The sequence below is a fragment of the Microbispora bryophytorum genome (assembly GCF_043197435.1).
GTDB lineage: Bacteria > Actinomycetota > Actinomycetes > Streptosporangiales > Streptosporangiaceae > Microbispora > Microbispora bryophytorum.
Map to the genome: position 1 here is coordinate 186,159 of NZ_JBICTF010000013.1, position 19,594 is coordinate 205,752.

Consider the following 19,594-nt stretch of genomic DNA (forward strand, 5'->3'; position numbering starts at 1 on the left):
ACGTTTCGCCGCCCCGGCAGAGCGGCTCCGGCGGCTCTTCACCGGCGGACGCCTGTCGTGAAAGTTTCACCCCCACGCCCCGCAACGATCGAGCTCCCTCCTCGTCGCGGCAGATGAGACGCCCCGGCAGACCCGGGGGCCGGGCGGGCAGAGGCAGGAGCCTTGACGCGGCGTCGGCCGTCGTATTTGCTCCGCCGCACCACCACCTACGTCAATCGCAGAGAGAGAGCTGCCCTGTAAACACAAATGTTAGCGCTAACACGAATCTGCCCGGATCCAGGATCTTCGGATCGGGGTCCGGCCTCCGCGGCACAGGCCGAGCCCGGACCACGCAGCCGACGGCCGTCTCTCCCTTAAGCCGTCTCTCCCTCAAGACACGGACAGGTCTCCGACGGACCTCGCCCACCACTCGATGTGAGCGATAACAGCCGAGGGTCCGTCCCGCACTCTCCCAGGAGTACACATGAAGATCGAATCCCTTTCACGCCTGGTCGGCGCCGCGGTCACCCCTCGCAGCCGGCTCGGCGGAAGCGGCCCGGAGTCTCTCCATAGGCCGAACCGGCCGGATCGCCTTCCGGCGCACGGAGGGCTGAGCCTGCGCACGTGGAGACGTTGGTCGACCGCGGCGCTGCTGGCCGTGCTGGTGGCGGTGACGGGCACGCTGGTGGGCACGGGCGTCGCCTTCGCGGAGTCGAACGGCGGAGTGCGGGTGATGCCGCTGGGCGACTCGATCACCGAGGGCACGCAGGTGCCCGGCGGCTACCGCATCGGGCTGTGGCAGCGCCTGGCCGCGGGCCGCTACACGACCGACTTCGTCGGATCGCAGTACAACGGACCGGGCAACCTGGGCGACCACGACCACGAGGGACACCCCGGGTGGCGGATCGACCAGATCGACGCGAACATCAACGGCTGGCTGCGCAACTCCACCCCGCGCACGGTGCTGCTGCACATCGGCACCAACGACGTGCTGCAGAACTACAACGTGTCCGGCGCGCCGCAGCGGCTGTCCACGCTGATCGACCACATCACCGCGGCGGCGCCGAACGCCGACGTGTTCGTCGCGACCATCATCCCGCTGTCGAACTCCGGCCAGGAGGCCGCCGCCCGCAACTTCAACTCGGCGATCCCCGGCATCGTGCAGTCCAAGGTCAACAGCGGCAAGCACGTCCACCTGGTCGACATGCACAGCAAGCTGACCACCGGCGACCTGATCGACGGCATCCACCCCACCGCCAACGGCTACGACAAGATGGCCGCCGCCTGGTACGCGGCGCTCCAGTCGGTCTCCGGCAGCATCGGCCAGCCCGGCGGCACCCCCAGCGCGACGCCGACCGCCTCCACGAACGCCATCCGGGGGGTGGCGTCGGGCCGCTGCCTGGATGTCACCGGCGTCTCGCAGACCAACGGCACGCAGGTGCAGATCTGGGACTGCAACGGCCAGAGCAACCAGCAGTGGACGACCACCAGCGCCGGCGAGCTGCGGGTCTACGGCAACAAGTGCCTCGACGTCTACGGCGGCGGCACCGCCGACGGCACCAGCGTGATCATCTGGGACTGCAACGGCCAGGCCAACCAGCAGTGGCGCCTCAACTCCGACGGCAGCATCACGGCTGTTGGCGCGAACAAGTGCCTGGACGCACCCAACTACTCGACCGCCAACGGCGTCAAGCTCCAAATCTGGTCCTGCAACGGCCAGACCAACCAGCGCTGGACCCGCGTCTGACGATGAGGCTCCTGCCGTGGTCGCCTTCCCCGAAGGCGGCCACGGCCGCGTCCACCACGGAGTATGCCGGACGGCTCGCTCCCCGACTCATGAGGAAACAGCGTGAAACGAAGGCTCACCGCCATACTGGCGGCCGTTGCCCTGCCTCTGGTGGTGGCGGGCATGTTTCTCGGGGTCCGGCCCGCGGCGGCGGCATCGCTGACCCGGGTGACCGGTTTCGGCAACAACCCGACGAACCTCAACATGTACCTCTACGTGCCCGACAGAGTCGCGGCACGCCCGGCACTGCTGGTCCTGGTCCACTACTGCGGCGGATCAGCCGGCGCGATCTTCAACGGCAACGGCCACGACTACGTCTCCGCCGCCGACCGATACGGCTACATCATCGTCGTCCCCGAAGCCACCCGCAGCGAGAAATGCTTCGACGTGTCCACCCCGGCCGCACTACGGCGCGACGGCGGCAGCGACTCCACCGGCATCATGGCGATGGTCTCCTACACCCGCCAGCGCTACAACGTCGACCCCTCCCGCATCGTGGTCAGCGGCTTCTCCTCCGGCGCGATGATGACCAACGTCCTGGCCGCCGAGTACCCCGACGTGTTCTCCGCCGCCTCGGCCTTCTCCGGCGTACCCGCCGGATGCTTCGCCACCACCAACGGCTCACTGTGGAACAGCCAGTGCTCCGGCGGACAACTCATCAAAACCGCCCAGCAGTGGGGCGACCAGGCCCGGGCCATGTACTCCGGCTACACCGGCCGCTACCCCCGCATCCAACTGTGGCACGGCACCACCGACACCACCCTCGCCTACCCCAACTACGGCGAGGAGATCAAGCAGTGGACCAACCTCAACGGCCTGAGCCAGACCCCCGCCTTCACCGACCACCCACAGTCGTCATGGACCCGAACCCGCTACGGCAACACCTCCACCCAGGCCACCGTCGAAGGCATCAGCATCTCCGGCGTCGGCCACCAACTGCCGATGAACGGCCAACTCGCCTACGCCATCTCCTTCCTCGGCCTCGACGGCACCACAACCCCATCCCCCTCACCCAGCCCATCACCCAGCCCGTCGGCGTCTCCGTCGCCCACGCCCTCGCCCAGCCCGTCGCCGAGCAGCACGCCGTCGCCGTCCCCGTCGCCCACCGCGGGCTCCGGCGCCTGCCGGGTCAGCGCCACCGTCAACGCCTGGAACAACGGCCTGACCGAGAACCTCACCATCACCAACACCGGCTCCTCGGCCGTCGACGGCTGGTCGCTGGCCTTCACCCTCCCCAGCGGACAGACCATCACCGGCGGATGGAACGCCACCTACTCCCCCACCAGCGGACAGGTCACGGCGAAGAACATGAGCTACAACGGGTCGCTGGCCCCCGGAGCCTCCACCGAGGTCGGCTTCCAGGCCACCCACACCGGCAACGCCGGCGAACCGGCCGCGTTCACCCTCAACGGTGCGACCTGCAGTGTGGCGTAGCGGCCGCCTCCTACCGAGAAGAGGTGACGGAGCGATGCGGCGCCATCGCAGCGGTACCTGCCCCGGCGAAGAACGTTCGATGAGACCGAGAGACGACCAGGAGGGCCGGTGACGGATCTGACAGAGACCCGGGTCGCGGCCGCCGCGCGGATCAACACCGCGGTGGCGCACCCGGCTCGGGTGTACGACTATCTGCTGGGCGGCAAGGACAACTTCGCGGCCGACCGTACGGCGGCCGAGGAACTGGTCAAGCTGTCTCCCGGCACTCGGGAGGGCGTCCGCGCCCACCGTGCCTTTCTCCGCCGGGCGGTGCGGCACCTCGCCGACTCGGGTGTCTCACAGTTCCTCGACATCGGCACCGGTATCCCCACCCAGGGCAACACCCATGAGATCGCGCAGGAGATCGACCCCCGCGCGCGGGTGGTCTACGTGGACAACGACCCGATCGTCCTGGTCCACGGCCGGGCTCTGCTGACCGGCACGGGAACGACCACGGTGATCGAGGCCGACCTCCGCCGGCCGGAGGAGATCCTGTCCCACCCCGAGGTCCTGGCGGTGATCGACTTCACGCGCCCGGTCGCCGTCATCCTGGCGGGCGTCCTGCACTTCGTCACCGACGAGGAGGATCCGTACGCCACGGTGGAGCACATCAAGGCCGCCATGCCCGCGGGCAGTCGCCTGCTGCTGTCGCACATCACCCTCGACTTCGCGCCCCGGCTGCGTGAAGAGGACTTCGCCAAGCCCTATGACAACAGCGCCGCGCCCATGGTCCCCCGTACGCACGCCGCCGTGGTGCGGTTCTTCGAGGGGTGGCACGTGGTCGATCCCGGCGTGGTCGAGGTGGTGAAGTGGCGGCCCGACCACAGGGAGCACCAGGAACACATCCCGGGCGGCGGTCATGCCTGGGCCTACGGCGGAGTCGCGATCAAGCCCTGATCGAAGGACCGGGGCGGCGCCCGCTTCACGGAGGAACCGGGAAGCGGCGCGGTCGCGGGTGAAGAGTCCGTCGGGAATGCGCGACCCGGAATCCGGGCCGCGCATTCCCGATTTCCGCCTCGGTTACGGGCGTCGGTCGTGGTCGGGTGGATCGGCCGGACCCGCCGCCCGGCCCGCGGACCACCAGCGTGGTCCGCGGGCGTGGCGACCGGTCGTACCGGTGGGGCCGGGGGCCGCCACGGGCGAGCGGGTCAGATCAGTTGCGGCTCCACTGCTGGTTGCCTCCGCCGTTGCAGGCCCACAGGACGAGCTTCGTGCCGTTGGCGGTGCCGGCGCTGTAGGCGTCCAGGCACAGCCCGGACTGGACGCCGGTGACGGTGCCGTCGGCGTTGAGGTTCCACTGCTGGTTGGCCCCGCCGCCGCAGTCCCAGATCACGACCTGGGTGCCGTTGCTCGTTCCCTGGCCGGAGGCGTCCAGGCACTTGTTGCCGTACACCTGGAGCTGCTTGCCGGAGGTGTAGCTCCACTGCTGGTTCGCCCCGCCGTTGCAGTCCCACAGCGCCACCTGGGTGCCGTTGGTCTGCGACTGGTTCGGCACGTCCACGCACCGGCCGCTGGCCAGGCCGCGCAGCACGTTGCCGTTGCCGGTGCCGGGGCCTCCCTGGCCCGGCGTGATCGTGAGGTTGTCGAACTGGGCCGTCTCGGTGGTGCTGGTACCCACGCCGATCTGACCCGCACCCCAGGTGCCGTCGGTGACCGAGGCCACCTGCGTCCCGTCGATGCTCGCGGTGATGGTGCCGCCGGAGAAGCCCAGGGCCAGGGTGTGCCAGCGACCGGTGCCGAGCCCGGCGACGCTGCCGCTGCGGATCGTCGTCATCGCGTTGTCGACGTTGTTGCGGATGATCTGCCAGGCGCCGCCGTCGGTCACCCGCAGGTAGTAGGCGTTCAGTCCCTCGGGGCCGAAGGAGTGCTGGGCGCCCGCCCGGCCGATCAGCTCGGCGTAGCCGCTCTGCTCCAGCATCACGTCCGCGGAGACGGTGTAGTTGCTCCAGCTCAGGTCACCCAGCAGCGCGTACGGGTGGGACCCGCCGGTCCAGAGGATCGGCTGGCGCGGGGCCATCTGGCGCACGCACCGGCCGGACCGGCCGCCGCCGCAGCCCACGATCTCGAACGAACCCTGCATGTCCGAGAGGTACTTCGCTTCGCGGCCCACGGCGTAGGAGTCGAAGTCGTCGGAGTACGGCAGGGACATCGCGCCCCGGGCCGGGCTGGTCGCGGTGCCCTTGCCCTGGCCGGTCGTGGTCGTGATCGAGTACACGTACCCCGGCTGGGCCGTCAGCGAGAAGGCGCCGTTGGACGGGTTGATGTCGGCGGCGTGGACGAAGTAGTCGGCCGAGTTCCCCGAGTTGAGGTTGGTCGCCCACACGTGCACCTGCCCGGTGGACAGCCCGCCGGTCACGTTGAAGTTGAGCGTCTGGGCGCTGGTGGCGTCCATCGTCTCGACGATCGTGCTGTAGTCGGAGCCGCTGGGCGACCGCAGCGACACGTAGCTGCCGTTGTTGCGGTTGCCCCCGATGTACCCGCTGGAGGAGTCCAGGTACTTCCAGCCGGGAGCGGTGAACTGCGTGGTGTGGCCCATCACCCAGGCGCTCTTGCCGATGGCGTAGTAACCGGACCACGGCTGCGGCGCCACCGCCACGCCCATCGTGGCGAAGGGCAGGTTCGGAGTGATCGCGGCGATGACCGGCCAGTTGATGTAGGCGGTCATCTTCCCGTCGATGTAGTCCCGGTTGATGCCCCGGGCCATCGCCTTGGCCCCGTCGTTGTAGTCGTCGGAGCCGTTCTCACTGGCCCACAGCACCTTGCCGGAGTTGATCGCGGTAGTGGAGCTGGGACAGCTCTGCTGGGGGCCGCGATAGCCGCAGACGTAGTGCGACCCGAACACGTCGACCGCGTTGCGGAAGGCGGCGTTGTTCGCCGCGTCGTCGGCGACCCCGAAGCCCCAGTCGTCGGAGGCCACGATCTTCACGTTGCTGTAGCCCCGCGAGTCGAGCGCCGTGTTGAGGTTGACATACCAGTTGAGGTTGCGGCCCTTCTCGTTCCAGCCGCCCAGGTAGTCGATGGTCAGCCCGTGGCTGTTCTTGGCGCAGCCCAGCCAGTCGACCAGGTAGTTGATCGTGTCCTGGGACCAGAAGTTGCCGTTGCCGAGCCAGCCGGGGGCGCCCCAGGCCAGGCCCACCAGCTTGATGTTGGGGTTGCGGGCCTTGGCCTGCTCCATCAGCCACCACTCGTAACCCCGGTTGCAGTCGAGGTCGCCGGAGGTGTGCCGGTGGCTCGGCTCGGCCCCGTCGGTGGAGTTGGTGTCACCGCCGATCTCGACCTTGAGGATCTGCATCGAGGCGCCGTACCCCGGCTTGAACAGGTAGTCGAGGATCTGGCTGCGCTGCGGCTCGGGGTAGTCGACCAGCAGGCGGCTGTTGCCTCCGCCGCCGCTGATGGCGCCGACACCGTCGAAGGTGCGGCCGCCGGAACCGCCGTTGATCGTGATTCCGACCGCCGCCCGGGCCGGCGTCACGGCCACCAGGGACATCGCGACCGACAGGAGCGCGACAACCACGCTCATGGCGACGCGCGCCAAACTTTCTCTTCGCCGACTCATAGGGGTCCTTTCGATGAGGTAGGGCGAAATCGACATGGCGGCAGTCCGGCCGGGAGCGGGCGCCGTCAGGGGCGCCCGCGGCCGGATGCCGGGGGCTCGGGCTTCGACGTCACGTGACGTGCTGCCGCCGTACTGGAGCGCGCCGCCGCAGGCCCCCGAGCCCTGCGGCGGCGCGTCCTCGTATCACCGCCGGTTCAGCTGCGCCTGCTCCACTCCTCCGAGCGGGGGTGCACCGCCGTCGTCCTCAGGCGGCGGTGCACGTGAGGGACCAGGCCGACGGGGCGCCGCCGGCGAGGAAGCCGAACGTCGTGGAGGCGGACGGCTGGAGTGAGCCGTTGTAGGAGGCGTTGGTCACCGACACGTCCGAGCCGCTGGTGCTCAGCGTGCCGTTCCAGACCTGGCTGATGGTCTGGCCGTTGCCCAGGGTCCATCTGACGGTCCAGCCGCTGACGGGCGCGGCGCCGGCTGTCACCGTGATCTCGCCCTGGTAGCCGCCGGACCAGGTGTTGGCGGTGCGGTAGGTCGCGTTGCAGGCGCCGCCGTCCGGCGTGGGGGTGATCGTCGGGCTGGGCGACGGTGACGGTGACGATGGTGGTGGTGATGGCGACGCCGACGGCGACGGCGAGGGCGATGCCGGGGGTGTGGGCGAGGGGCTGGTGGTCGGCCCCCCGTTGCCGGTGAACTGCCACCAGTTCACGTTCATCAGGTAGCCGCTGCCGCCGGTGAACCGGAGATACAGGTCGTGGGTGCCGCTCGCGCCGGTGACCGAGCAGGAGACGGTCGTCCAGTTCTGCCAGCCGCCGGTGCCCGGGACGTCGCAGGTGCCCATGAGGGTGCCGGTGGCGCCGTCGCGGCGCACTTCGATCTTCCCGCCGCTGCCGCCCGAGGCCACCCGTGCGCTGAAGGACGTGGCGCCGTTGCCGAAGGCGACGCCCTTGACCTTGATGTAGTCGCCGTTCTCGATGAACCCGACGTTCATGCCGCCCTCGCTGGACGGCTCGGTCTCCACGCCGGACTCCCAGGCGATGGTCTCGGCCTCCTGACGCACGTACGGGTTCAACGTGCCCACCTGGGGCGCCCCGGTGGTGGTCATGTTGATCGTCGGGATCGTGCCGTCGGAGTTGTAGTTGAACTTCTCCACCGCGACCGAGCGGGTGAAACCGCCACCGCCCGGCAACGCGCCGTTGTGGTAGAAGAAGTACGAACCGCCGTTGAAGTCGACGATCCCCGGGTGGTTGGTGAAGCTGCTGCCCTGCGTCGACATGATCGTGCCGCGGTAGGTCCACGGCCCGGTCGGGCTGGAGGATGTGGAGTAGGCGATGAACTCCGAGCAGCACTTGGCCGCGAACACCATGTAGTACAGGCTGCCCCGCTTGTAGAACCAGGGGCCTTCTTCGAACAGCGTCGGCCGGTTGGCGTCCCCGCTGCGGGAGCCGAATCCCGAGGTGGTCAGGTTGACCTTCGTCGGGCTGCCCGAGTAGGACGTCATGTCGCTGTTGAGCTTGACGTACCACAGGTTGGGGTTGCCCCAGTAGAGGTAGGCCTGCCCGTTGTCGTCGATGTAGACGGTGGGGTCAATCTCGCCGTTCTCGACCAAGGGGTGTCCCAGGGCGTCCCTGAACGGACCGGTGGGGCTGTCGGAGACGGCCACGCCGATGGCCATCCTGCCGGTCGACCGGTTGGTGGTCGGGACGTACCAGTAGAACTTGCCGTTGCGGTAGATGGCCTGGCCCGCCCACGCGTCCGACTTCGCCCAGCTGAAGCTGGACACGCTCAGCGGCGAGCCGTGGTCGGTCCAGTTGACCATGTCGGCCGACGACCAGACCCGCCAGTCCTTCATCGTGAAGTACGTCGAGCCGTCCTCATCGTGCCCGGTGTAGAGGTAGACCCGGCCGTTGTAGACCAGCGGCGCCGGGTCCGCGGTGTAGATGGTCTGCACGATCGGGTTGTCCGCCCTGGCCGCGCCGGCCGGAAGCAACGCCAGCACGCACAGCAGGCCCACGATCCAGGCGGCCACGCGCCTGGACATGTCGTGGCCGCCATTGGGAAGTGCCATGTGCACAACGTCCTTCTGCTGATCGCTCCCGCTCAGACGCGGGTCCACTTCTGGTTGTTCTGGCCGTTGCAGGTCCAGATGATGACCTTGCTGCCGTTGGCGGTGCCGTTGTTGTAGACGTCAAGGCACTTGTTCGCGCCCACGGCGGTGATGCTGCCGTCGGAGTTCAGGCGCCACTTCTGGTTGTTCTGGCCGTTGCAGTCCCAGATGATCACGCTGGCGCCGTCGGCGGTGCTCGCACCGTTGACGTCGAGGCACTTGTTGCCGTAGACCCGCAGCTCACCGGCGCTGGTGGTGGTCCACTGCTGGTTGTTCTGGCCGTTGCAGTCCCAGACCTGCGCCAGGGCGCCGTTGGCCTGCGACACACCGGTAACGTCCAGACACCGTCCCGCGCTCACACTCCTGAGCGCGCTCGTGCTCCCCGACGGGTTTCCGCTGGGCGAGGCGGTCGGCGAGGGAGAGGGTGAAGTGGGCGGGGTCGTCTGGAACTGCGTCACGAACTTCCAGGCCTCCCCCGAGGTCCAGGTCCTCCAGCCGTCGCAGTTGCACCCGTCGATCGGGCCCGGGGTGTGGCCCCCGTCGAACGCCGCCCAGACGACCGGATAGCCGGACCGGCACCCCGAGTAGGCGGTGACGATGTGGCTCAGGCTGCCCGACCGCGGCTCGGGCGGACTCTGGGCGGCACAGCCGTTGTTCCTGACGAACCTGTCACGCAGCCCCCGCCCCTGGGAGATGTTGAGCACCGGGTCCCCGATGCCGTGCACCCCCATGTACGCGATGGGCTGGGTGCCGCCGTTGCACCCGCTGAGCTGCCCGCCGGAGTAGACCACGACCGCGCGGAAGACCGTCGCCCGGGCGCAGGCGATCGCGTAGCTCATGCCGCCGCCGTAGCTGAAGCCCGTGGAGTAGATCTGGGCGGTGTCGACGCACAGGCCGGCCTCGATCTGCCCGAGCATGTCGTCGACGAAGGTCAGGTCCTGGCCGCCGGGGTTGGCCCAGCCGTTGTTGTTGCCCTGGGGCGCGACGAAGATCGTGCCGTTGCCGGCGGCGTCCGCAAGGCGCCTGAGTCCGTAGTACGACCAGTTGTACCCGTCGGTTCCGCCCGAGTCGACGTCGTTGGCGGTGCCACCGTTCCAGTGGAACCCGAAGACCAGGCGGTAGGGGCGGTTGCCGTCGTAGCCCGCGGGCACCCGCAGGATGTAGCTGCGATTCTGGCCGCCGCTCATGATCGAGTGCGTGCCGCTCGCCAGCGTCGGGGCCTTGCCGCATCCGGCGGTCGCCGCCGCGGCCGCGGCGACCGTGGTGCTCCGTGTGGCCGTGCTCTTTGTGGCCGAGGTGCTCTGCGTGGCCGAGGTGGTTCCGGCGAGCGCCGTACCCGCTGTTCCCAGGGCGAGAAGCACCGCCGCCGTGATGGTGACGAAGAAGGATTTATGGCTCAACGTGCACAACTCCATTCACGGTTGGGGGGTCAGCGGTAGCCGGCGGCGACGACGTCGGCCTGCACGGCGTTCTCGGTCGCGTCGGAGGGGTAGCCGGCGACCATCGCTCCTTCGTAGAAGGTGCCTGCGCTGAGGTTGGCGCCGCCGCCGGGCTTGCAGCAGTCGCCGCCGCTGCCCAGCACGATCGCGCCCTGCTTCTTCATCGGGCTGTAGCCGGAGGGAAGCGCGCCGTCGTAGAGGGTGTACAGGCTGCCGGACTGCGCGTTGCTGCCCTTGATCGCGAAGCGCGAGGTGCCGTTGTTCTTCAGCGTCGCGGTGACGAACTTGCTGGTGAACGCCCTCTGGTTGTAGTTCCACGACTGGCTGCCACCGGGGTAGAGCCCCCATTCGAGGTCGGCCTGGACCCACGGGCCGGAGCCGGAGCAGCCGCCGAACCAGCAGCTCGTGCCGAAGTAGATGGCGTCCATCGCGCCGGCGGCGTCGGCCTTCCTGGTGGTCTCGCTGTTGCCGTAGTCGAAGCAGCAACCGCCGTTGACGTGGGTGCCGCTGGTCACCATGTACATGCCCTCGGGCGCGGTGCCGGTCGGCACGCCGGTCAGGTGACCGTCCCGCCAGTAGCTGTTGCCGGGGTTGATGTACAGCGAGTAGGCCTTGCCGCCGCCCACGGTGAGCGATTCGGTGGTCGCGGTCGCGGGCCTGCTCTGCGTCGAGCCGGGGACCGCGCTCGACCCCTGGTACCACAGGTCGTTGCCGTGCCCGGACTGGTCGTACACGACGGTGATGACGCAGGAGGTGCCGGAGCAGAAGGAGTCCTGCGCCGAGGCGTTGGCGACACCGCCCTGAGCCAGGACGCCGATGTTCCTGGTCGCGTTGTCGGAGGAGCGCCGCACCTGGTAGAGGTTGCCGTTGTAGGAGCTGTAGAGCGCGCGCGTGGTGCTGTGCGCGGCCACACACGGCGTCCCTCCCGAGGCGTAGATGTCACACGAGCGCCCGCCCGGCTGCGGGGTGGGTGATCCGGTGGGCCCGCCTCCGCCGGTGGTCCACTTCTGGTTGCTCTGCCCGTTGCAGGTCCACAGGCTGACCGCGGTGCCGTTGGCCGTGCCCGCCTGGTACACGTCGAGGCACAGCCCCGACTGCACGCCGGCGATCGATCCGTCGGAGTTCTGCCGCCACTTCTGGTTCGCCTGGCCGTTGCACGACCAGATGACCACCTTGGTGCCCGGCGACGTCCCCTGGCCGTACGCGTCCGCGCACCGCGTGCCGTTGAACGTGCGCAGCTCACCTGACGAGGTGAACTCGAACGCCTGGTTGGCCTGGCCGTTGCAGTCCCAGATCTGCAGGCCCGTGCCCAGCGCATCGGTGTTGCCCACCACGTCGAGGCAGCGCCCCGACGACGCGCCGACCAGCGGCGCCACCGCCGCCGACACCGGCGCCGACCAGGTCAGGGCGGCGGCGAGGAGGGTCGCGAGCGCCGCCACGAGGCAGGCCGCGACGGCCGCCGGGGAGCGCCGCCCGCGAGCCGCGCGGCCCGTTGAGTCGACGGACGAAGAAGCCATTGCTTTCACTCCTTGGGGGGAAGGCACGGCGAAGACAGCCGCGTGCTGAATCCGGGCGGCCTCGCCGAAGCCGGCGGTAGGCGGTCGTGTCCCATGCGATGGGTCACTGTGACAACAGCCCGCCGTGGATTGGCCGGGCCGTGGGAGCTGACCGCTCCTCGATCCTCACGCCCGGCACCGATCCGGCGTTGTCCGAAGCGTGGAGACCGAGAGGATCTCGGGTCCCGAGCGCAGGACCCGATCCGCGCGAAGGCGCGTGTAACGAGAGGAGGAAGGGGTCGCGGACAGTGGTGAGGAGTCCCGCCGCAGCCGAAACGCCGGCGGCACACCTCACGCCGTCGCACGCGGCGAGCCGCGACGTCGGCGGATCACCCTCCGGTCACACCGGATCGGCGGGAGCGTCTCGCGCTGGACCTCCCCGAGAAAGGTCCACGAATCGATTCACGCCGACCGGGGTATCGAAATTAGCCCCCTATTGCCTATTTGTGGCACTTATGGGGTTTGTTAGCGCTAACAGATCGTCAGATCGTCGATCCTTCCTGCCGGCGGATTGGGGGGTGGCGGGATGCAGCGAAGCAAATATGACCGGCCGAGCGCCTGTCAAGAACCCCATCCCCCGCTTTTCCGTCCCGCGTAGGGGTTCTGAGTCCCTTCCACGGCCTTCAGCAGGCCTCTCAGCAGGGCCGCCGGCGATCTCCCGCCCGTCGCGCGCGGATGAAAGATTCATGGACCGCGACCCCCGGGCGGGCCGGCCCGCCCGGTCCGTGCGCGACACCGGCGGGGGCTGCCTCATCGAAACGATTCGCTTCGATGCTCAGAGGCGACGAGGAAGCGGCTCCGGCGGTGCGGCCGGCCGGACGGTCTCAGTCGGCCGAGGAGAACAGGTGCTGCTGGATCGCCCTGCGGTAGTCGTCCAGCGTGTTGTCGATGTGCGCGGCGGCGGCTTGGGCCGCCGCCTCCGGGTCGCCGGCGCGGATGGCCTGGTAGATGGCGTCGTGTTCCTCGACGGCCTTGGCCGCGTGGCCGCCCACGGAGCCGCGCAGCCCGATGATCGCGGACTGAGCCTGGAGCCGGCGGGCCTCCCGCACCGCGAGCTGCAGGAACATGTTGTGCGAGGCCGTGGCGATGGCGGCGTGGAAGGCGTCGTCGCCCTCGTTGAACACGTCCTCACGTCCGGCCTCGAACCCGCCGCGGCACACCCCGGCCGCCTCCTCGATCGCCCGCAGCTCCGCCGGAGCGGCGCGGCGGGCGGCCAGCCGGCTGGTCTCCGTCTCCTGCGCCCGCCGGAACTCGAACAGCATGTAGATGTGATCCAGGTCGGTGGGCAGGAAGAACGATGCCAGCCGCCCGGCGCCCAGCATTCCCTCGTCGTCGGCCACGTACAGGCCGCGGCCCTTCTGCGCGCGTACCCGGCCCAGCGCGGACAGGATCTTCACCGCCTCACGCACGACGGTGCGGCTGGTTCCCAGCTGCCGGGCCAGGTCGTTCTCCGTCGGCATGCGGTCGCCCGGCCGCAGGCCCAGCCGGGCGATGAGCTCCAGCACCTGCTCGGCCGCCACCTCGTAGCCCGGCCGGTATCCGCCCTCACGCAGGGTGTCGGTCACGGCGCTCCTTCCTCACGATCTTCCCTAGCAGTATGGCTCTGCAGGCCGTGTCATCTCCGCAGGCGGTTCCGGAATCGCGTCGTGAGTACGAAACATACTGATGATTCACACGAAACGTTTCACCCAGGAAGCGGCGCCGATACGGCTTTCCGCTGGCCAGGCCGGTTCTTGTCGTTACGGCCACATGACGCGTGCATGCCGGCCACGAAAATAGGTGTGCTTAAAGTCTTGACTGGCTGCGGCACCGGCACCGTAATTGGTACCTGAGCACCCGGAGGATGCTTCTTCCGGGCCCCTGCGGCTGGACCACACGGCGGGTGTGTGGAGGCGCATCGTATGCCTGCACACCGTGGTCGGCCACGTCGGCTTCCATCGCCTCACCCCACCCCGACCCCTCGTGGTGCCAGGTGAGGCCGCGTCACCACGGAGAAGCACGTGACCGATCGAGTTGAGCATCCTTCCCCACCAGGCGCGGTGTTGAGACCGCTTCTGGTCGGTCTCGTCATCGCGGCGCTGACCGCCGCGATGGCCGTCGTCGCCTCGGCCACCGCGGCCCACGCCGCCACCACGACCCTCTACGCCTCGCCCTCGGGCACCGGCAGCACCTGCTCGTCCGCCCAGCCGTGCTCGCTGTCGGGAGCGCAGGCGGCGGTGCGGTCGCAGAACAGCTCCATGTCGGGCGACATCGTCGTGCAACTCGCCGACGGGGCGTACCGGCTCTCCTCGCCGCTACGGCTGACCGCCGCCGACTCCGGCACCAACGGATATCAGGTCGTGTGGCAGGCGGCCCCGTCGGCGCATCCCGTCGTCACCGGCGCCAGGGCGGTCACCGGGTGGACGCTCGCGAACCAGGCGAAGAACATCTGGCAGGCCAACGTCGGCACCGGGATCGACACCCGGCAGCTGTACGTCAACGGCGCCCTCGCCACCCGGGCGCGTACGCAGCTGAACCGGTCCGACTTCACCGCCACCTCCTCCGGCATGAGGTTCGGCAACAGCGCGCTGAGCTACCTGAACAACCTGGCCGGCCAGAACCGGATCGAGCTGGAGAGCATCGGCTCGTTCACGGACCGGTACGTGCGGGTGCAGAGCATCAGCGGCAACTTCATCACGATGCAGCAGCCCAGCTGGAGCAACAACATCTTCGGGTACGACACGTTCACCACCCCGCACCGGGCCGGGCCGTTGTACATCGAGAACGCCTACGAGTTCCTCGACTCGCCGGGTGAGTGGTACATCAACCCCACGACGGGCGTGCTGTCCTACATTCCGCTGTCCGGACAGAACATGAGCAGCACCAGCGTGGAGCTGCCGGTGTTGCAGTCTCTGGTGAACGTCGGCGGCACCTACGACGCGCCCGCGCACCACATCGCCTTCAGCGGCATCACCTTCACCGGCACCAGCTGGCTCGGGCCCAGCAGCAACCAGGGCTTCGCCGACCAGCAGACCGGCTCCTACATCTCGGGCAACTCCAACTGGCCCAGCAACCTGCCCAGCTCCTGCCAGGAGGGCTGCCAGCAGTTCGAGTCCACCAGGCCGAACTGGGCCCAGATGCCCGCGGCGGTGCAGGTCTCGGCGGCCAACCACATCACCTTCTCCGACTCGCAGTTCGTCAACCTGGGCCAGACGGCCGTGGGCATCGGCAACGACGCCAACGCGCACGCCAGCGGCGTCGGCCTGGGCGCCAGCGACATCACGGTCACCCGATCCGAGATCGCCCGCAACTCGGCAGGCGGCATCGTGGTCGGCGGCGTGCGCGCCGACGCCCACCACCCGAGCGACCAGCGGATGGTCAACCGCAACATCACCGTCAGCGACAACCGCATCCACGACCTCGGGCTGGACTACCGGGGCGTCGTCTCGGTCCTGACCACCTATGTCACCACCAGCGACGTGTCCCACAACGAGGTCTACAACATGCCCTACACCGGCATGTCGATCGGCTACGGGTGGGGCGCCAACGAGCCCGGCGGCAGCACCCAGTACGCCAACCGGGGTCTGTACAACTACCAGCCGCGGTACACCACGGCCACCACGGCGTCGGGCAACAAGCTCGTCGGCAACTACGTGCACGACGTCATGCAGCAGATGACCGACGGCGGATGCATCTACACGCTGTCGTGGAACCCGAACGCGGTCATCAGCGACAACTACTGCCTGCGGACCAACGGCTGGTTCGGGCTCTACTTCGATGAGGGCTCCAAGTACTACACCGTCAGGAACAACGTCTTCTCGAACACCGGCACCTGGGCCACCGCCAACTACTGGGGCGGTGAGAACATGGGCAACTTCACCGTCACCGGCAACTGGTCGACCAACGGCAGCACCAACATCACCAACGGCGACCGCGGCAGCGTCGTCAACGGCAATGTGACCGTCACCAACGGGCAGTGGCCGTCGGGCGCCCAGTCCGTGATGGCCTCCGCCGGGCCCCGGAACGGCACGTCGACGCCCTCCCCGTCACCGTCGTCGCCGTCGGGGAGCACGAGCGCGCTCAGGAGTGTGAGCTCGGGGCGGTGTCTGGACGTCACCGGTGTGTCGCAGGCCAACGGCGCCCTGGCGCAGGTCTGGGACTGCAACGGCCAGAACAACCAGCAGTGGACCACCACCAGCGCCGGTGAGCTGCGGGTCTACGGCAACAAGTGCCTGGACGTCAACGGTGCGAGCACCGCCGACGGCGCCAGCGTGATCATCTGGGACTGCAACGGCCAGAACAACCAGAAGTGGCGCCTCAACTCCGACGGCAGCATCACCGCCGTGGGCGCGAACAAGTGCCTCGACGTCTACAACAACGGCACCGCCAACGGCAGCAAGGTCATCATCTGGACCTGCAACGGCCAGAACAACCAGAAGTGGACCCGAGCCTGACACCATCCGGGCACACGCCGTCGCCGGGGAGATAGCTCGCCCCGGCGACGGCCGCACGTGACGCTTCCGCCCCACCGGCCGTCATAGCGCACTCACGGGAGACCCGGTGGACGGCTCGCGACGGCGATCCACACCCAGAAGCCTCCCTCATCCGGCCGCCGGGATCGGCGGCCGGATGAGGGAACCAGAGGCGGCACCCCTCTGGGCACGAAGCAGAACCTTGGCAACAGCGCGTCGGCGCGCGCTTTGCCCTGACTGATCTTGACCTGTCAGGAAGGAAACCGATGTCCCGACGTTCGTGGCTCACAACGCTGACCACGATGGCGCTGATCACTTCCGGAGCCCTCGCGGTCACCACCGCCCCGGCGAACGCGCTGACCATCCCCGCGTCCGACTACCAGCAGGTGTCGCTCGCCTCGGGAGGCTCGGAGCTGGGTGAGGCGATGTCGCTGGCCGTGATGCCGAACCGATCGGTCGTGCACACGGCCCGCGACGGCACGGTGCGCATCACCGATGTCAACGGCACCACGAAGGTGGCCGCCAAGCTCAATGTCTACACCCATGACGAGGAGGGCCTGCAGGGTGTGGCGGTCGACCCGAACTTCGCGTCGAACCGGTACATCTGGCTGTACTACTCGCCGCGGCTGAGCACGCCGAGCGGTGACGCGCCCGCCAACGGCACGCAGGCGCAGTTCGACTCGTGGAAGGGACACCTGAACCTGTCCCGTTTCACGCTCAAGTCCGACGACACGCTCGACCTGAGCAGTGAGAAGGTCGTGCTGGAGGTGCCGAACGACCGCGGGATGTGCTGTCACGTCGGTGGTGACATCGACTTCGACGCCGCCGGGAACCTCTACCTGACCACCGGCGACGACAGCAACCCCTTCGAGTCGGCCGGCTACTCCCCGCTGGACGAGCGGACCGACCGCAATCCGCAGTACGACGTCCAGCGCACGGCGGGCAACACCAACGACCTGCGCGGCAAGCTCCTGCGGATCAAGCCGCAGCCGGACGGGACCTACACGATCCCCAGCGGCAACCTGTTCCCGCCGGGGACGGCGAAGACCCGGCCGGAGATCTACGGGATGGGCTTTCGTAACCCGTTCCGGATGAGTGTGGACAAGGCGACCGGCGTCGTCTACCTGGGCGACTACGGGCCGGACGCGGGGTCGACCAACTCCAACCGCGGGCCGCAAGGGCAGGTGGAGTTCAACCGCATCACCAGTGCGGGCAACTACGGCTGGCCGTACTGCACCGGCACGAACACCACCAGCGAGACCTACAACGAGTGGAACTTCGCCACCAACAGCACCGGATCGAAGTTCAACTGCTCGGGCGGCGCGACCAACAACTCCTTCCGCAACACCGGCCTGACCACGCTGCCCGCGGCGAGGCCGGCATGGATCAGGTACGCGGGGGACGCCGGCTCGCCACCGGAGTTCGGCTCCGGGTCCGAGTCGCCGATGGGCGGCCCGGTCTACCGGTTCGACCCGAACTCGAGCTCGGCCGTCAAGTTCCCCCAGACGCTCGACGGGCGCTTCTTCGCCGGTGAGTACGGCCGCCGCTGGATCAAGGCGATCGAGGTCAAATCGGACGGCGCGTACGGGGAGATCTCGGCGTTCCCCTGGAGCGGCACCCAGGTGATGGACATGGCGTTCGGCCCCGACGGCGCCCTGTACGTCCTCGACTACGGCACCGGAAACAACAACCAGGCGCTGTACCGGGTCGAGTACATCGGCAAGGCCAACCGCAACCCGATCGCCAAGGCCGCCGCCAACAAGACCTCGGGACCGGCTCCGCTGACCGTGAGCTTCTCCTCCTCGGGCAGTTCCGACCCCGAGGGCGGCACGCTGACCTACTCGTGGAGCTTCGGCGACGGCACCACCTCCACGGCCGCCAACCCGAGCAAGACCTACACCACGAACGGCACCTACACCGCCACCCTCACCGTCCGCGACCCGCAGGGGCTGACCGGTAGCGCGAGTGTGATCGTGACCGTCGGCAACACCGCTCCCGCGGTGACGCTGACCTCCCCGGGCGACGGGCAGCTGTTCTCCTTCGGCGACACCGTGCCCTTCCAGGTCAGCGTCAGCGACCCGGAGGACGGCACGATCGACTGCTCGAAGGTGACCGTCACCTACTTCCTCGGCCACGACAGCCACGCGCACCAGATCACCTCCAAGAGCGGCTGCAGCGGCTCGATCAACGTGCCGGTGGACGGTGAGCACGACTCCGCGGCCAACATCTTCGGCGTCTTCGAGGCCTCCTACACCGACGCGGGGGGCCTGACCACCACCAATGTCCGTACGCTCCAGCCGCGCCACCGGCAGGCCGAGCACTTCGGCGCCCAGCAGGGCGTCCAGGTGGCGGACCACACCACCGCGGAGGGCGGCAAGACGGTCGGCTTCACCGACGACGGCGACTGGATCTCCTTCCAGCCCTACAACCTGAGCAACGCGACGAGGATCACCGCTCGGGTGTCCTCGGCCGGCGCGGGCGGCCGGATCGAGGTGCGGGCGGGCTCGGCCACGGGCACGTTGCTGGGCACGGTGACCGTCGCGAGCACCGGAAGCTGGGAAACCTTCACCGACGTCTCGGCGAACCTCAGCGGCGTGCCGTCCGGAGCGACGACGCTGTACCTGGTCTTCCGCGGCGCGACAGGACAGGGCTACCTGTTCGATCTGGACGCCTTCACCTTCGCCACCGGCACGTCGTCCTCCCCGTCGCCCTCCCCGTCACCGTCTCCCTCCCCCTCCCGCTCCCCGTCGCCCTCCCCGTCGCCCTCGGCGAGCACGAGTGCGCTGAGGGGTGTGGCGTCGGGGCGGTGCCTGGACATCAACGGCGCCTCGCAGGCCAACGGCGCCCTGGCGCAGATCTGGGACTGCAACGGGCAGGCCAACCAGCAGTGGACCTCCACCAGCGCCGGTGAGCTGCGGGTCTACGGCAACAAGTGCCTGGACGTCAACGGTGGCGCCACCGCCGACGGCACCAGCGTGGTCATCTGGGACTGCAACGGCCAGAACAACCAGAAGTGGCGCCTCAACTCCGACGGCAGCATCACCGCCGTCGGGGCCAACAAGTGCCTCGACGTGACCGGCAACGGCACCGCCAACGGCAGCAAGGTCATCATCTGGACCTGCAACGGCCAGAACAACCAGAAGTGGACCCGCGTCTGAGGCCACCCGGCACACCGCCCGGCCTCACGCCGATCACCCATTGATGCGACCGCCCGGCGCGACCCCGGCTTTCCTCCTCGGAAGGGGCCGCGCCGGGCGGC

The 19,594-nt window shown here is 68.8% G+C and carries 10 protein-coding genes; 5 read left to right on the forward strand and 5 right to left on the reverse strand.

Annotated elements, in window-relative coordinates; translation table 11 throughout:
• Positions 1-463 precede the first annotated feature (463 nt).
• The 3 genes from ACGFIB_RS33780 (at position 464) to ACGFIB_RS33790 (ending at position 4,135) form a co-directional block, all read left to right on the forward strand.
• Positions 464-1,726 (forward strand): lectin, encoded by a 1,263-nt coding sequence (locus ACGFIB_RS33780; protein WP_393377297.1) that lies wholly within the window; start codon positions 464-466, stop codon positions 1,724-1,726.
• Positions 1,727-1,828: 102 nt separating this feature from the next.
• Positions 1,829-3,199, forward strand: coding sequence for an extracellular catalytic domain type 1 short-chain-length polyhydroxyalkanoate depolymerase (locus tag ACGFIB_RS33785; protein WP_393377299.1), 1,371 nt, complete (start codon positions 1,829-1,831; stop codon positions 3,197-3,199).
• Positions 3,200-3,307: 108 nt separating this feature from the next.
• Entirely contained in the window at positions 3,308-4,135 is an 828-nt protein-coding gene (locus ACGFIB_RS33790) for an SAM-dependent methyltransferase (RefSeq protein WP_393377302.1), read from the forward strand.
• A 256-nt stretch (positions 4,136-4,391) separates the two neighbouring features.
• On the opposite strand, the gene ACGFIB_RS33795 is transcribed toward ACGFIB_RS33790, so the two are convergent.
• From ACGFIB_RS33795 to ACGFIB_RS33815, 5 genes are all read right to left on the reverse strand, one after another.
• Positions 4,392-6,758 carry a ricin-type beta-trefoil lectin domain protein gene (locus ACGFIB_RS33795; RefSeq protein WP_208762576.1) on the reverse strand — a complete coding sequence of 789 codons (2,367 nt, stop codon included), beginning with the start codon at positions 6,756-6,758 and terminating at the stop codon, positions 4,392-4,394.
• A gap of 280 nt (positions 6,759-7,038) precedes the next feature.
• Positions 7,039-8,850: a family 43 glycosylhydrolase gene (locus tag ACGFIB_RS33800; RefSeq protein ID WP_393377305.1), complete on the reverse strand. Its 1,812-nt coding sequence runs from the start codon at positions 8,848-8,850 to the stop codon at positions 7,039-7,041.
• 32 nt (positions 8,851-8,882) lie between these two features.
• A complete protein-coding gene (locus ACGFIB_RS33805) occupies positions 8,883-10,289 on the reverse strand; it encodes a lectin (protein WP_393377307.1) in 1,407 nt (468 codons plus the stop codon).
• 29 nt (positions 10,290-10,318) lie between these two features.
• Positions 10,319-11,845 (reverse strand): arabinofuranosidase catalytic domain-containing protein, encoded by a 1,527-nt coding sequence (locus ACGFIB_RS33810; RefSeq protein WP_393377309.1) that lies wholly within the window; start codon positions 11,843-11,845, stop codon positions 10,319-10,321.
• An 863-nt stretch (positions 11,846-12,708) separates the two neighbouring features.
• Positions 12,709-13,449 (reverse strand): FadR/GntR family transcriptional regulator, encoded by a 741-nt coding sequence (locus tag ACGFIB_RS33815; RefSeq protein WP_167748514.1) that lies wholly within the window; start codon positions 13,447-13,449, stop codon positions 12,709-12,711.
• A gap of 477 nt (positions 13,450-13,926) precedes the next feature.
• Between ACGFIB_RS33815 and ACGFIB_RS33820 the strand changes: the two genes are divergently transcribed.
• Both ACGFIB_RS33820 and ACGFIB_RS33825 read left to right on the forward strand, forming a co-directional pair.
• Complete coding sequence (locus ACGFIB_RS33820; RefSeq protein WP_223854433.1) at positions 13,927-16,317, forward strand: RICIN domain-containing protein; 2,391 nt, start codon at positions 13,927-13,929, stop codon at positions 16,315-16,317.
• Positions 16,318-16,601: 284 nt separating this feature from the next.
• Entirely contained in the window at positions 16,602-19,493 is a 2,892-nt protein-coding gene (locus tag ACGFIB_RS33825; RefSeq protein WP_393377313.1) for a lectin, read from the forward strand.
• Positions 19,494-19,594: the final 101 nt, after the last annotated feature.

Excerpts from the sequence above, each read along its gene's own strand:
- ACGFIB_RS33780 (WP_393377297.1), top strand. The coding sequence starts at position 464 with ATGAAGATCGAATCCCTTTCACGCCTGGTCGGCGCCGCGGTCACCCCT.
- ACGFIB_RS33795 (WP_208762576.1), bottom strand. The coding sequence starts at position 6,758 with ATGAGCGTGGTTGTCGCGCTCCTGTCGGTCGCGATGTCCCTGGTGGCC.
- ACGFIB_RS33800 (WP_393377305.1), bottom strand. The coding sequence starts at position 8,850 with ATGGCACTTCCCAATGGCGGCCACGACATGTCCAGGCGCGTGGCCGCC.
- ACGFIB_RS33810 (WP_393377309.1), bottom strand. The coding sequence starts at position 11,845 with ATGGCTTCTTCGTCCGTCGACTCAACGGGCCGCGCGGCTCGCGGGCGG.
- ACGFIB_RS33825 (WP_393377313.1), top strand. The coding sequence starts at position 16,602 with ATGTCCCGACGTTCGTGGCTCACAACGCTGACCACGATGGCGCTGATC.